Source organism: Parerythrobacter jejuensis (genome assembly GCF_039536765.1).
Taxonomy (GTDB): Bacteria; Pseudomonadota; Alphaproteobacteria; order Sphingomonadales; family Sphingomonadaceae; genus Parerythrobacter; species Parerythrobacter jejuensis.
Window position 1 is genome coordinate 2,336,174 of the sequence record NZ_BAAAZF010000001.1, and the last position, 13,473, is coordinate 2,349,646.

Annotated in this window: 13 protein-coding genes and 1 tRNA gene; 6 read left to right on the forward strand and 8 right to left on the reverse strand. The window is 59.7% G+C overall.

What is annotated here, in order from left to right; all coding sequences use genetic code 11:
- Positions 1–15 precede the first annotated feature (15 nt).
- Entirely contained in the window at positions 16–552 is a 537-nt protein-coding gene (gene nusG / locus ABD653_RS11460; protein WP_160778802.1) for a transcription termination/antitermination protein NusG, read from the forward strand.
- 99 nt (positions 553–651) lie between these two features.
- Here the strand turns inward: nusG and ABD653_RS11465 are convergent, their stop codons facing one another.
- The 3 genes from ABD653_RS11465 to ABD653_RS11475 all read right to left on the reverse strand — a co-directional run bounded on the left by ABD653_RS11465 (position 652) and on the right by ABD653_RS11475 (position 2,716).
- On the reverse strand, positions 652–1,353 hold the full coding sequence (locus ABD653_RS11465; protein ID WP_160778803.1) for a hypothetical protein: 702 nt from the start codon (positions 1,351–1,353) through the stop codon (positions 652–654).
- 104 nt (positions 1,354–1,457) lie between these two features.
- Positions 1,458–2,282: a hypothetical protein gene (locus ABD653_RS11470; protein WP_160778804.1), complete on the reverse strand. Its 825-nt coding sequence runs from the start codon at positions 2,280–2,282 to the stop codon at positions 1,458–1,460.
- Complete coding sequence (locus tag ABD653_RS11475; RefSeq protein WP_160778805.1) at positions 2,279–2,716, reverse strand: ABA4-like family protein; 438 nt, start codon at positions 2,714–2,716, stop codon at positions 2,279–2,281. Before ABD653_RS11475 ends, ABD653_RS11470 begins: the two co-directional genes overlap by 4 nt.
- A gap of 907 nt (positions 2,717–3,623) precedes the next feature.
- Here ABD653_RS11475 and rplK point away from each other — a divergent pair.
- The gene (rplK, locus tag ABD653_RS11480; protein ID WP_160778806.1) at positions 3,624–4,055 is read left to right on the forward strand and encodes a 50S ribosomal protein L11; all 432 of its coding nucleotides are present in this window, start codon (positions 3,624–3,626) and stop codon (positions 4,053–4,055) included.
- Between the two features lie 4 nt (positions 4,056–4,059).
- On the forward strand, positions 4,060–4,755 hold the full coding sequence (gene rplA / locus ABD653_RS11485) for a 50S ribosomal protein L1 (protein WP_160778807.1): 696 nt from the start codon (positions 4,060–4,062) through the stop codon (positions 4,753–4,755).
- Between the two features lie 83 nt (positions 4,756–4,838).
- Here the strand turns inward: rplA and ABD653_RS11490 are convergent, their stop codons facing one another.
- The 4 genes from ABD653_RS11490 to ABD653_RS11505 all read right to left on the reverse strand — a co-directional run bounded on the left by ABD653_RS11490 (position 4,839) and on the right by ABD653_RS11505 (position 9,162).
- Positions 4,839–5,762 (reverse strand): GNAT family N-acetyltransferase, encoded by a 924-nt coding sequence (locus ABD653_RS11490; protein ID WP_160778808.1) that lies wholly within the window; start codon positions 5,760–5,762, stop codon positions 4,839–4,841.
- Position 5,763: 1 nt separating this feature from the next.
- Complete coding sequence (locus tag ABD653_RS11495) at positions 5,764–6,738, reverse strand: polysaccharide deacetylase family protein (protein ID WP_160778809.1); 975 nt, start codon at positions 6,736–6,738, stop codon at positions 5,764–5,766.
- Between the two features lie 102 nt (positions 6,739–6,840).
- A complete protein-coding gene (locus ABD653_RS11500; RefSeq protein ID WP_160778810.1) occupies positions 6,841–7,608 on the reverse strand; it encodes a competence/damage-inducible protein A in 768 nt (255 codons plus the stop codon).
- 33 nt (positions 7,609–7,641) lie between these two features.
- On the reverse strand, positions 7,642–9,162 hold the full coding sequence (locus ABD653_RS11505) for a flavin-containing monooxygenase (protein WP_160778811.1): 1,521 nt from the start codon (positions 9,160–9,162) through the stop codon (positions 7,642–7,644).
- A gap of 162 nt (positions 9,163–9,324) precedes the next feature.
- Between ABD653_RS11505 and ABD653_RS11510 the strand changes: the two genes are divergently transcribed.
- Together ABD653_RS11510 and ABD653_RS11515 are read left to right on the forward strand one after the other, a co-directional pair.
- Positions 9,325–11,283, forward strand: a complete 1,959-nt coding sequence (locus ABD653_RS11510; protein ID WP_344705460.1) for a TonB-dependent receptor — start codon at positions 9,325–9,327, stop codon at positions 11,281–11,283.
- A gap of 98 nt (positions 11,284–11,381) precedes the next feature.
- Complete coding sequence (locus ABD653_RS11515) at positions 11,382–12,155, forward strand: SDR family NAD(P)-dependent oxidoreductase (RefSeq protein ID WP_199801096.1); 774 nt, start codon at positions 11,382–11,384, stop codon at positions 12,153–12,155.
- Positions 12,156–12,234: 79 nt separating this feature from the next.
- Here the strand turns inward: ABD653_RS11515 and ABD653_RS11520 are convergent.
- Positions 12,235–12,324: transfer RNA gene (locus ABD653_RS11520), tRNA-Ser, on the reverse strand.
- A 224-nt stretch (positions 12,325–12,548) separates the two neighbouring features.
- On the opposite strand from ABD653_RS11520, the gene ABD653_RS11525 reads away from it, so the two are divergent.
- On the forward strand, positions 12,549–13,373 hold the full coding sequence (locus tag ABD653_RS11525) for a DUF1134 domain-containing protein (RefSeq protein ID WP_160778813.1): 825 nt from the start codon (positions 12,549–12,551) through the stop codon (positions 13,371–13,373).
- Positions 13,374–13,473: the final 100 nt, after the last annotated feature.

Below are 13,473 nucleotides of genomic sequence, written 5' to 3' on the forward strand. Positions count from 1 at the left end.
GAAACAGGGAACACAATGGCACGCTGGTATATCATCCACGCCTATTCCGGATTCGAGAACAAGGTGAAGGAAGCGATCATTTCCGAGGCCGATCGCCTCGGCCTGTCTGACGGTGTGGAAGAGGTGGAAGTTCCCACCGAGACTGTCACCGAAGTCAAGCGCGGCAAGAAGGTCCAGGTCGAGCGCAAGTTCATGCCCGGCTATGTCCTCGCCAAGCTGAAGATGACCGACGATATCTATCACCTGGTCAAGAACACGCCCAAGGTGACCGGTTTCCTCGGCAACAACAACAAGCCGCAGGCGATCAGCGAGAAAGAAGCTGCACGCTATTTCGGCGGAGTCGAGGAAGCGAAAGCTGCACCCAAGAAAGACATCCATGTCGACTACGAAATCGGCGACCAGGTCAAGGTCCTCGACGGTCCCTTCGCCAGCTTCAACGGCGTGGTGGAAGAGCTCGATTTCGACAAGGCCAAGGTCAAGGTTTCGGTCTCGATCTTCGGTCGCGCCACTCCGGTGGAACTGGATTTCGAACAGGTCGAACTGGTCAAGTAACGCCGCCGTCTTCGGCAATGCGTTTCAAGCAGGGCGCCCCGCTTCGGCCAGGCGCCCTTTTTGGTGCGCGCTTCAGAGCCGCACTGGGTTCATCAGGCCCTAGAACCGCTCCAGGTTCATCAGGCAAGGTGCTTCATAGCCGCCATTGTTGATGCACATGGTGTAAGCGCCCAGCTCGGCCTCATCCACGTCGAAGGATTGCGCCCCACCGACCTGGCCGCAGGGCATCGGCCCACCCGGGCAGCAATCGGTGCAATAGGTGCGCACACGGATGATGTTGTTCGGATTGGCGGGCGCCGGCCCATAGGGGTTGGCGATGAAGCCCGGTTGCAATGCTGCCATCTGCTGGACCGGCTGCTGTGGTTGGACAGGGTCCGGTTGGATTACGGGCGCTTGCGATTGCTGCGGCGCAGGCTCGCTGTCCTCATCGTCGGTAATGTCGGGCAGTTCCGATTGCGGGCCCGAGGCCATCGTTTCGGTGGCCTGCGGTGTCGGATTGGGCTGGGGGCCCTTGTCTTCGGTGTAAAACAGGAAGATCAGTGTCGCGACGAAGAAGGCCGCTCCACCCGTCGCCTGGAAGTTGGCGCCCAGGGGTTTGATCTTCTCCCCGCTAATGGTGAGCGTGTTGGGCAATAGTGCAGCTGCAGTAACGCCGATTCCCAGTGCAGTCAGGGCATAGATCAGGGCCTTTGTGCGTGCACTGGTATCCATACCTGCATCGTCCATCAGCAAGGATAGGCCAAGGACGATGATAAACAGGCCGATAACCAATCCGCCAATCCGCGCCGCTGCACTGTGCATAGTCTTTCCCCGTCAGCCTATGGTCTGACAAGTACTTACCACAGTGTTGCGCGATTCTAAAAACATGCGCATCGAGCAATGGCCTTGTTGTGGTCGGCCTTGGCCTAGACTGGCCACATCGGCTGACCCGCCAGAGCTTGCAGGAACAGCGCGATGGCAATTCCGACCTGCACGATCGCAAGGCCCAGCACCACCGGGATGGCCGGCCAATTCATTCGGTCGGCCAGATATCCTGCCAATGGCAATGTCTGCATCAGGTGCAGACTGACAAAATGCGCCGGACGCAAATCGCCGATTTCGCGTGACCAGCCGAAGAACGGGAGGACTGCACCGACGTAATCGGGATCACCGCCGACGTAGCGGCCATGGGCGGACAGGTAGTTTGCAAAAACCAGGCTGGTGGCGAATCCAAGCGAGAGACCAAGGATAGAGCCCCACCGTAGGCCCGGTCTCGATCGATCACCCTTGCGCCAGATCTGGATTGCCAGGACGAAGGCGACTGCAATCAGCAAGAATGCGCCAAGGCCCATCAGGGCATACATCGATGCTTCCATCGGCGTTTCGAAATTGAAGTGAGAGCGCCGCGCGCGCCCGGCCTGAATGCTGATCCAGACAAATTCGAGCATCAACGAGAGAGCCGCGGCATAAGCGAACCCGACCATGATCCAGCCCGAGCGGGTGGCGCGCGGTACCTGTTGGGCCAGGATCGCCAGCGTAAAAAAGTGCAAAGCGAGTGACACATTGAACTTCTGCGGTTTGGTCCAGACATTCGCGCCGTCAAGGATGCGCGGATCAAGCAGCCATGCCGGGATAAACACGACAAAGCTTGCGACCATGAACAGGCCCAGCGCGAGCAGCAGCCGCGTGACAAGGTCGTCATCCAGTTGTGGCAACAGAGGCATGCGTGGCTGGAACATCGTATCGCTCATGATGCGGCCTCCTGCTTGCGAAAATAGCCAGCGCGCATGGCCAGAAACAGGGCCAGGCCAACCGGTCCGAACATGAAGGTTGCTACCAGGATAGGTGCCTGAATGACCCTGCTGAGCCCGACTTTGTCGGCCTCGACAGCGATCCATCCGCCTACGAACAGGTCGAAAGCGAGATAATGAACCCATCCGGCCAGCAGCATCTCCCGATTGCCGAGCAAGGCCGCAACTTCGTCCAGCGAGCCATAGCCACCGCCCTCGATGGTGAAAAAGTGAGCCATCGCGAGGCCGGCATAAAGAAGGCTCAGGCCAAACGGGATGATGAAGCGCGGCAACCACAGCAGCTGTGGCCAACGCCGTGGCAGGAAGATCAGGATGAGCCACCCGATCATGGCCGCCTGCCCAGCCCAACCGAAAATCTGTTCTGGTGAAGTCATCGCCTGCCCCTCTTCGGCCACTTCAAACTGTGTTGTTTTTCTAATACACCTCCGCCTGCCAAGCAACCCGGTTGGAATGTTGGATTTGCTCGCCAGTATTGGCTTACTCCCGAAGGCGGCGGAATCTCACAGTCTTGGCGACAGTGATGGCTGGATATGGCAATCAGGGGCGATGAAGACCCGCCTCTCGATCTGTAAGAAGAAGACACGCTTCCAATCGCGGGAGGAGGCGGAGGAAGCAGCCCGCCGGGCGCCGTTCACAGCACGGACATATCAATGTGACCGATGCAGCCAGTATCATTTGACCAGCAGGACCAAGGGTAAGCGAACGCCGGCGTATGAAGTCGCGGAAGCCCGGAGAGCGGATTGAGCGCAAACATCGACAAGCGGTTTTCCTACTTGTGGAGCGCCCGCTAATTTGGTGGCCGATCTATGGAGCCGATAGCCATCTTCCCGCTGCGTTACTCGGAAAGTCACACTCTGGCTCCGGTCAGGGCTGTTAAGACTCTGATCTCTTTTATCTTTCCCGGAAAGTCACAGTTTTTGGAACCGCCGTTGGTGTTCCTGTTTTCCGCAAGCGCCTCCGCGCTCGCGATGTCCTCGCATTTTAAGGTGCTGCGGGCGGCCGGTTGGCCTTGCGGCTTGCTAGACGCAAGCCGTGCTCCGCCACCAAGCCAGCTGGCCTGGAATGGTCTGGTCCGCGGTCAGCGGACGCGCTCCGCCCGCAGGGACCCAACGAGAACGACACTCCAAAACGGTTGCAAAACCCCCGTGAAACGCTATGTGCCGCGCTTCCCAATTCAGAATCGGGAACACCATGCGGGAGGAGCGCCCTGGCACTCTGCTCGACCGCTTAACATGAAGCGCCTGTGCCAAAGCGCGCTGACAGTGTGAAAGGAGGCCCCTCGTGGCCAAGAAGATTGAAGGCTATATCAAGCTGCAAGTGCCCGCGGGTACTGCAAACCCGTCCCCGCCGATCGGCCCTGCGCTGGGTCAGCGCGGCGTGAACATCATGGAATTCTGCAAGGCGTTCAACGCCGCCACGCAGGACCTGGAAAAGAACGCCCCGATCCCGACAACGATCACCGTTTACGCGGACCGTTCGTTCACGTTCACCTTCAAGAGCCCGCCGGCCTCTTATATGATCAAGAAAGCGGCCAAGCTGAAGTCGGGCTCGAGCGAGCCGGGCAAGGTTGTCGCTGGTTCGATCAAGCAGAGCCAGGTGAAAGAGATCGCCGAAGCCAAGATGGCCGATCTCAACGCAAATGATGTCGATCAGGCCATGAAGATCATCGAAGGCTCCGTGCGTTCGATGGGCCTCGAAGTGGTGGAGGGCTGAACCGATGGCTATTACCAAGAAGCAGAAGGCAGTGGCCGAGAAGGTCGATCGCGAGAAGCTTTACAGCTTTGACGAGGCCCTGGGTGTGCTGCGCGAATTCGCCAGCGGCAAGTTTGACGAAACCGTCGAACTGGCCATGAACCTGGGCGTCGATCCGCGCCACGCCGACCAGATGGTCCGTGGCATGGTGTCGCTGCCGGCAGGTACCGGCAAGAACGTGAAAGTCGCTGTGTTCGCCAAGGGCGACAATGCCGAGAAGGCTACAGCTGCCGGTGCTGACAAGGTTGGCGCTGAAGACCTGATGGAAGACATGCAGGCCGGCAATCTCGATTATGACCGCGTGATCGCCACGCCGGACATGATGGGTGTTGTGGGTCGTCTCGGTAAAGTGCTGGGTCCGAAGGGCCTGATGCCGAACCCGAAGCTGGGCACTGTTACGCCGAATGTGGAGCAGGCCGTAAAGGACGCCAAGGGCGGCCAGGTCGAATACCGTGTCGAGAAGATGGGTATCATCCATACCGGTATCGGCAAGATGAGCTTCAAGGACGCAGATCTGAAAGCCAACTTCACCAAGATGACCGAAGCTGTCGTCAAGGCGAAGCCTTCGGGTGCCAAGGGCAAATATGTGAAGAAGGTCTCGCTGACCTCTTCCATGGGCCCGGGCCTGAAGATCGATGTCAGCGACATCGAGGGCGCATGATATAGCGCTGTCCTACAGCAAGCAAATTTGAAAGGGCCGGGAGAGCGATCTTCCGGCCCTTTTTCTATGCCGGGAAATGCAGGTCAGGCGCGCAGAAATTTGCGGGTAGAACCAAGCGCTCCGCTTTTTGCGGCCAGCGCCTTCGCCCTGGCAATCGTGCCGTCGAAACCGTCCCGGGCCGACAGGAGCAAGCGATTGGACAAAGTGCGTCGTAGCAGCAGGAAGGAAGCGCATTCGACATTGTCGGTACCGAACATCGCCTTGTGTGCGCCTTCACCCTCGGTGAAATCGAAATAGCGGAAACGCTGCTCGGCAAACAGGCGTTCGAGCGCCTCCATCTGGAGTACGGTCCCGACCGAGAGACTGGCATGGTCCGGGTCATAGCCAAGATAGGCATAGACCAGTGTTTCGCCTTCGATCGGCAGGGTCAGATAGGCAACCGGTGCGCCATCATAATGGAGGAGGAAGCAGCGCAGTTCACCCGCCTCGGCCTGGGCAAGAAACTCGGTGCGACTTACGTCATCGCAGGGCAGGCCGGCATCCAGCAATCGCGTCTGGTAGGTCTTCTCGGACAAGGGCAAGGCGGCATCAAGAAACGCCTCGATCTCGGCTGGACTGCGATGCTCAGTAATGGCCAGCTCGCCGCCGCTCAGCTTGGCAAGCTTGCGTTGCTTGCGACGCAGTGTGGAGCGGGTCTTGCCCGAAAACCGCGCGAGGTAGTCTTCATAGCTGCCGTCCATCGCGATGTAATGGCGTCGATAGGCTTCGTAGCCGCCCTTGATGTGGTCGGGGAAGCGTGCCTCGAGTCGGGCAACGAGCGCTTGCGGCGCTGAAAGGATGCGCAGCCCATCGGATTCGTCAGACGCATGCGCCAGGTCGGGCGTTTCGCCCTTCAAAATGTCTTCAAGCGAGAATCGCAGCGGAGTCAGGGTGCGTGGAACGGACAGCAGCCGGCGCGAGCCGAGGGTGAAGTGGATCGGCGTTGGCTGGAGGGCGGGGTCGCTCATGTCACAGAGCTCCGTACAGCGTGTTCGACAAGACCTGTTCCGCCACCCGCATCCCGCTTCGCACAGGATCGGCCGGCAATGGATTGCTGCCTGCAGGTCTTGCAGCAGGGAGCGGCGGATTGTCGCGATAGGTTCCGGTCTGCGCGCCTTGCATGTTCTGCAGGTCACGGCACAGGCCTTCGAATCGGTGCCGCACAATCCGGTTCACTGCCAACTTCCGGCGATTGATCAATTCGAAGCTGTGCGAGACCATGGTGAAACTGTTGGCGTGCGTGTCCCGCGCGTGCTGCACCGCCGCGGTCAGCTCCCGCAAGGAAAGGGCAGTGATCTGCGCATGGCGCAACCCGCCACCCACGGTGGCTATGCAGCCAACCGGCACTTCGATGATCCCTTCGTAAAGCATCGGATGCTGATCATTCGCTCCCAACGATATGTCGCACTCTCCCCCGACCAGGGCCGGGCAGTGACTGGTATCGTAGCGCAGGCCGATTTCTCTCAAGGCCCGCAGCGTGTCGTCATTGGCGCCGTAATTTCCGGCTCGAAAAGCAACTGGAGCAGGAGCACCCGCTGCTATGAGAGTATCCTTCGCCCATGTCAGCAATTCGCATTGATCCTCGAATGCGAAATCCTTGATGTTGCGCCCGGTCTTCTCGCCGAGAGGATTGGCAGCACCGGCAAGGCCAAGCCATTCGGTGTGGCAGTGCAACTGCACGTCGTGACCAGCATCGAGGACGGGCGCGACGATATCCTCGATCGCTGCGACACCCCATTGCAGGGCCGGCATCGGATCAACGAAGAAGACACCTTTTTGACCAAACCGATTAAGCAGATCGAGCTTGTGCGTTATGCCGGCAGGGCCATCGGGGGTGATGCACGCCACGGACCGCGCGAAGTTTTCCGCGCGATCAACTGCACCCGGCCCGTTCGCTAGGCCGGACGAGTATTCCGTGTCGATAGTGATATACACCGTGGTCATGCGCGCAATTCTGCGGTTGGTACAGCTTTGGCTGCCCACCGAACTCCCGATTCATCCAATCGCGACGCTCTATCAGAACGAAGTTAATGCCGGGTTTGGGGGCTATATTCCGCCAGGAGTAAAGTCGTGGCCAGCGGTCGCCAGTGCATCACACAGCGTGTGGACGCAGCTCGCCAATTCCTCCGCATCGGTGGAGCGGACAACGAAGTTGGCCCCGACCTTGCCATCCCGGAAGAATGGATAGCTGCCGATCTGGCACTGTTCATGGGCCTGCTCGGCCTCGCGCAGGATATCGGCAACTTCGCTTTCGGCAGTCCAGCATCCGACTGTCTCGCTCTTGAGTGGCATCCCGCCTTCGAGCGTCCCAGTCAGAGCGTCGAGCATGCCTGCGGTTATGTGCGGTACGCCCGCCATCAAGTGGACATTTCCGATCCGGATGCCGGGCGCGCCGGACATGCGATTGGGGATCAGTTCAGCGCCATCGGGCACCCTGGCCATACGAAGGCGCGCTTCGGTCAGCCCACCCTTGTCGGTATAGTATTTTTCCAGGATTGCGCGCGCCTTGGGGTGGACGACGACACCCACGCCGAGAGCCTGCGCGACGGCATCGACTGTGATGTCATCATGGGTCGGCCCGATGCCGCCGGTGGTGAACAGATAGTCGTTCTCAGCCCGCAGTGTGTTTACCGCCTCCACGATCTTGTCTTGGACATCCGGCACAACCCTTACCTCAGCCAGGCGGATGCCCTGCACCTGCAACCAGCTGGCGACTTGCGCGATATTCTTGTCATGGGTGCGGCCTGAAAGGATCTCGTCGCCTATGACGACAAGCCCTGCGGTATAGACTCGATCTGGATTGGATGCGCTCATGCGACTGTGCCTAGGGCAAGCGCGCCTGCGTTTCTACTCTGCAGGTTCGAGCGTTTCTTCGCTCCCTCGCGCATTGGCACCGGCGCGTTGGAAATCCAGCAAGCCATCGTCAATCGGTTCGTCGACCATCCGCTTGCGATCCAGAATATACTCCTGGTTGAGACGCCAGGGATACTCGACCGCATTCTTGGGCATGATGTGCTTGCCACGCTGGATGTAACCGCTCGAGAAATCGAAAATATCGTCTTCTTCCAGCGTAACTTCCTCCGCCGGGGTCAAGACCGGCTCTGCTATCTGGGTGCCCGTTGCCTTCATGTGATTGAGGACGCGGCAGACATAATCGGAATTGATGTCCGCCCTCAGGGTCCAGCTGGCATTGAGATAACCGAACACGACGGCAAGATTGGGCAGGTTCGAGAACATGCAGCCCTTGTAATAATAGCGCTGGGCGAAATCGACTTTCTCGCCGCCGACAGAAACATCGATCTTCCCGGCGATGGCGAGCTTGAGCCCGGTCGCGGTGATGATGATATCTGCTTCGAGCAGGTCACCATTGTCGAGCTGGATACCGTTTTCGACGAATCGCGCGATCTTCGCTGTTACGACGCTGGCTTTGCCTGCGCGCATAGCGGCGAAGAGATCATCGTCAGGAACGAGACACAGACGCTGGTCCCACGGATCATAGGGCGGCGTGAAATCAGTCTTGTTGTAGTCTTTCCCGAGCGCTTTCTCGATCCGCTTGTACAGGCTCTTCTTGACCTTCTCGGGCCGATTGCGAGCCATCTTGAAGCTGAAATCCTGCATCTTGATGTTCTTGAACCGGGTGATTTTGTAAGCGAGCTCTTCGGGCAGGATCTTCCTCAGGAAATTCGCCAATCCATCCTTTGCCGGGCGGCTGAACATCCATGTCGGCGTCCGCTGCAGCATCGTGACGTGCTCTGCCTTGTCGGACATTGACGGAACGATCGTCACGGCGGTCGCACCAGAACCGATCACCACAACCTTCTTGCCGCTATAGTCCAGGTCCTGCGGCCAGAACTGCGGATGGATCACCTGACCCTTGAATTCGCCAAGTTCGAAACCGGCATCATAGGGCTCGTCATAATCGTAATAGCCCGAGCCGAGATACACAAAATTCGCCGTCAGCCGCTTCTTCTCGCCGTCTTGCAATTCAACAGTGACAGTCCATCGAGCGGTGGAACGATCGAAATCTGCCGAGATGACCCGGTGGCCATAACGGATATGTTCGCGAATGCCGCGCTCGTCGACGATCGTGTTGAGATAGTCGAGAATGGCCGGGGCATCGGCGATGGATTTCTCGTGCTTCCACGGCTCAAATACAAAGCCCAGCGTGTGCATGTCGCTATCGGACCGGATGCCGGGATAGCGGAACAAATCCCATGTGCCGCCCAAATTGTCGCGCATCTCGACAATCCCATAGCTGTGATCAGGGCAGTGCATTTCCATATGTGCAGCCATGCCGATGCCAGAAATGCCGGCGCCTACAATCAGCACGTCAAAGTCGGTCGGGCTTCCAGCGGTTGTGCCGGTCATATTGGTCCTCTCTTGCAACTTATCTCATAGAAGCACATAAAAACGCCCTTTGCGAGTCCCGCGCACTAAGCTGCTGACGACAGCGGAAAGTGTCGCTAGGGCCGCGCGATGCTTTGCCGTTATCCGTTGCCGCTGATCACTCTTGCCATTGCTATGCCCGCTATGGCCCAGGAAACCGACAATTCCGATAGGGAAGAGATCGTCGTGATCGGGCAGGGCCTGCCTGAAACGCCTGCCGCACCTGCATATTCCGAGCGTAAGCTGGAACGGGAGCAGATTCTGTCTGCTCCCTCGGGCCGGATCGAGGAAGCTTTGGGCGCCGTCGCCGGAGTCCAGCAGTTCCGCCGGTCTGATAGCCGTTCGTCCAATCCGTCTGCGCAAGGGGTCACGCTGCGGGCTCTTGGCGGGAACGCAACCAGCCGTGCCCTTGTCCTGCTCGACGGGGTCCCGATGAGCGATCCGTTCTTCGGCTATATTCCGTTTGCTGCGCTGTTGCCTGAACAGCTCCGCGGTGTCACCGTAACCCGCGGTGGGGGATCTGGCCCATTCGGGGCTGGCGCCCTGGCAGGGACTATCGCCCTGACGTCCGCCGACCTCGCCACGATCGGCAGGATCAGCGGCTCCGTTCTGGTAAATGACCGCGGCGGAACGGAAGCCAGCGCGAGCCTGGGGACAGACCTGGGGCAAGGCTTCGTCGTTGCCAGCGGACGCTGGGACCGCGGCGAGGGTTTCTTTACCACGCCGCGCAGCCAGAGAGTGGCAGCGAGCGCTCCAGCCGCATTTGAAAGCGTGTCAGGCCAGATCAGGGCCGTTGCTCCGTTGACCGAGACGCTTGAAATGCAGGCCCGCCTCCTTGCCTTTGATGATCAACGGACTTTGCGGTTCGAGGGCGCAGACAGCTCTGCAAGCGGGCAGGATGCAAGTATCCGGGTTGTTTCGCGGGGCGCTTGGCAAGTCGATGCCTTGGCCTATGTTCAGGCGCGCAATTTTTCCAATATCGTGATCAGTTCGACCCGGTTTGTGAAAGTGCTCGATCAGAGCAACACGCCGACAACCGGAATAGGTGGCAAGCTTGAGCTCAGGCCCCCGGTTGGCCCTGACCATGTGCTCCGTTTCGGTGTTGATTATCGCCGTTCTGAGGGTGAGTTGCAGGAGCAACCATTCAGTGCCTTCACGGGGAATCTTCGCGCCCGGCGGCGTGCAGGCGGTTCCACCAGTGATTTCGGCGTCTTTCTGGAAGACGACTGGACTCTCGGAGACCTGATCCTGACCGGCGGCATCAGAGCCGATCGCACGACAATCAAGAACGGTTTCTTCCGTGAGGAGAATGCTGCCGGTGCTGTGACCGCCGACAACCAATTTGCTGACCGTTCGGACTGGACGGTGACGTGGCGAGGGGGAGGCTTGTTCCGCCCGACCCGGCAGCTGGCAGTGCGCGCCGCAGCCTATCGCGGATTGCGCTTGCCGACTTTGAACGAGCTTTATCGTCCGTTTGTGGTTTTCCCGGTCGTCACCCAGGCCAACGCCGCGCTCGACGTCGAAAAGCTAAAAGGTTTTGAAGCGGGGATTGATTGGACGCCAATGGATGGCCTCGCATTCTCTGCGACAGCCTTCGGCAACCGGGTCGAGAATGCGATTGCCAATGTCACCTTGACCCCAACTCTGCGCCAGCGCCAAAACTTGCCCGCGATCGACGCCCGCGGCCTGGAATTTGGTGCTCGCGTTAGCCGCGGCCAGATCAGCTTTGACGGCACGCTGGCCTACACCGATGCCAAGGTGGACGGATCGGGCCAGTCTCTGGCACTCGACGGAAACCGGCCACCGCAAACACCGCGTCTGGCCGCTGCTGCAACGCTGGCCTGGAAGCCGATGGAGGAAGGGATGCTGTCGCTATCCTTGCGCCATGTCGGCAAGCAGTTCGAAAGCGATCAGGAAACCGATGTCCTGCCGGCGGCGACAACGCTTGGAGCCTTCGCGCGGATTCCGCTCCGCGACGGCTTTGCGCTCGTCTTGCGCGGGGAGAACCTGCTCGACGAGACGATTGTGACCCGCAATTCGCGCGGCGCAATCGATCTCGGCGTACCGCGCACGGTCTGGGCCGGAGTTCGGTACGGCTTCTGATTACCCGCTAGCTTAACCGCCAGTTTCTCGGCTGCCGGGCCGGTGGCAAGACTTTGTCCAAAGCTGTCCGGACCCGGGCAGGCTTGGGAGGCATAGCGATGGGTATTCTCGAGAAATTCCGGCTTGATGGCGAAGTGGCTGTCGTGACCGGCGCCGGCAAAGGTATTGGCCGCGCCATTGCGTTGGGATTGGCAGAGGCGGGGGCCGATGTCGTGCTGGCCGCACGGACGCAAAGCGATCTCGATGCCGTGGCGCAAGAGGTTCGCGCACTAGGCCAGCGTGCTTTGCCAATTGCCACCGACGCAACCAACCTTGAAGCGCTAGAATCGCTGGCGAGCAAGACGATTGATGCGTTTGGGAAATTGACAATTTGGGTCAACAATGCGGGCGGCATTCCCGACGGCACGCCACGCTATCTGACCCGGACAACAGAAGAGAATTTCGATGCCCAGATCTCGCTCAACCTGAAAGCGGTGTGGATGGGCTCGACAGTCGCGGCCCGGCACATGAAGGAGGGCGGCGGAGCGATCGTGAATATCTCGTCACGCTCGGCTTACGGTCCGCAGGTCAAGAATGGTCCCTATGGTGCATCGAAGGCAGCGGTGAACAGCCTGACCAGGACGCTTGCATTGGAAGTTGCGCCCAATATCCGGGTCAATGCCGTGGCGCCCGGTCCGGTCCCGACCGAGAATTTTGACGATTGCATGGGCACGAACACGCCCGAGAAGCGCGAGAAACTGCTGGAGATGATGGACATGCCCTTGCAACGCTACGGCACCGGAGAGGATATCGCCGCAGCCGTGGTCTACATGGCCTCGCCCGCAGCAAGCTGGGTTACCGGCCAATGCCTGTTCGTCACCGGAGGGAAGTAAGCTGAAGCGCCAAAGCGCAGCGCCGACTAGGACGCGAGGTTAACAGCCTCCAGCGAAAAGTTTCGGTTCGCAAAGAGAATGGCGGAGACGGAGGGATTCGAACCCTCGATACACTTACGCGTATGGTTCCTTAGCAGGGAACTGGTTTCAGCCACTCACCCACGTCTCCGCATGTCGCATTGTCGGGCATACCGTCTGCGAGGAGCGCGCTATAACGGCGGGTCCCCGCGGGGGCAAGGGGCGTTGCACTTTGCCGCAATTCTGAGGGAAATCGCACAATCGGACTCGCTTCGGCGTGTTTTCGATTCGCTTCGTCGTTCGTTCATTGCCGGGCAATCCGCGAGGGATTCTTCTGTCGCGCAAAGGGCATGCCGCCCTGGACAAGGATGGATCATGATCAGCCTGCCAACCAGCATTCGCAATGCACTTGCCGGGATCGCCGCCAGCGCAGCCTTGCTGGCTGCCCCGCTTCACGCGCAAGGCGTCGAGACAATCGATCCCGATACTGCCATCGATGGCGATCTGGCCGAGCAGCCTGGCGATCAGCCGGTTTACGGCGATCCAGCCGATACGACACCGACCGAGCCCAGCCTGGATATTACCGCAACGCCGCCAAGCGACGATGCGCCCGTCGCGCCGAGCTGGTCCAACCCGACTGCGGTCGATGCCTGGTCTCCGGACACTGTCGGTGCACCCGGCGCGCCGCAAGCCGAAGTGGCCGATGCAGCAAGCTCGACCACTTACAAGCAAGACGATCTTATTGGTGCTGCGCAGGGCGTGTTCGGCCAGGGGGCAGAAGGCCTCGCCAAGATGATCCAGGATGTGCTGTCGAAGCAGGGCGAGCCGAACGCCTATATTGTTGGCCGTGAAGCTGGCGGCGCCTTCATCGTCGGGGCCCGCTACGGCTCGGGCACGTTGTATCACAAGGTCGAAGGTGAGCGCCCCGTTTACTGGACCGGCCCTTCGATCGGCTTTGATGCCGGTGCGAATGCGGGCAATACTTTTGTGCTGGTCTACAACCTCTATGACAGCGAAGAGCTGTATGAGCGCTATCCGGCAGGCGAAGGCCAAGCCTATGCCATCGGCGGCCTTACCGCGAGCTATATGCGCAAAGGGGACGTCGTGTTGATCCCGATCCGTGTCGGTGCCGGCCTGCGGCTTGGCATCAATGCGGGCTATATGAAGTTTTCCAAGAAGCAGCGCTGGCTGCCCTTCTAGTCGCGAAAAATCCGGACGGATCCACCTTGAAAACGAAAGCAGGGGGCCGTTCATACGAATTCTCGGTTGCGGCCTGCGCACGGGCACGGCAAAGCATGCG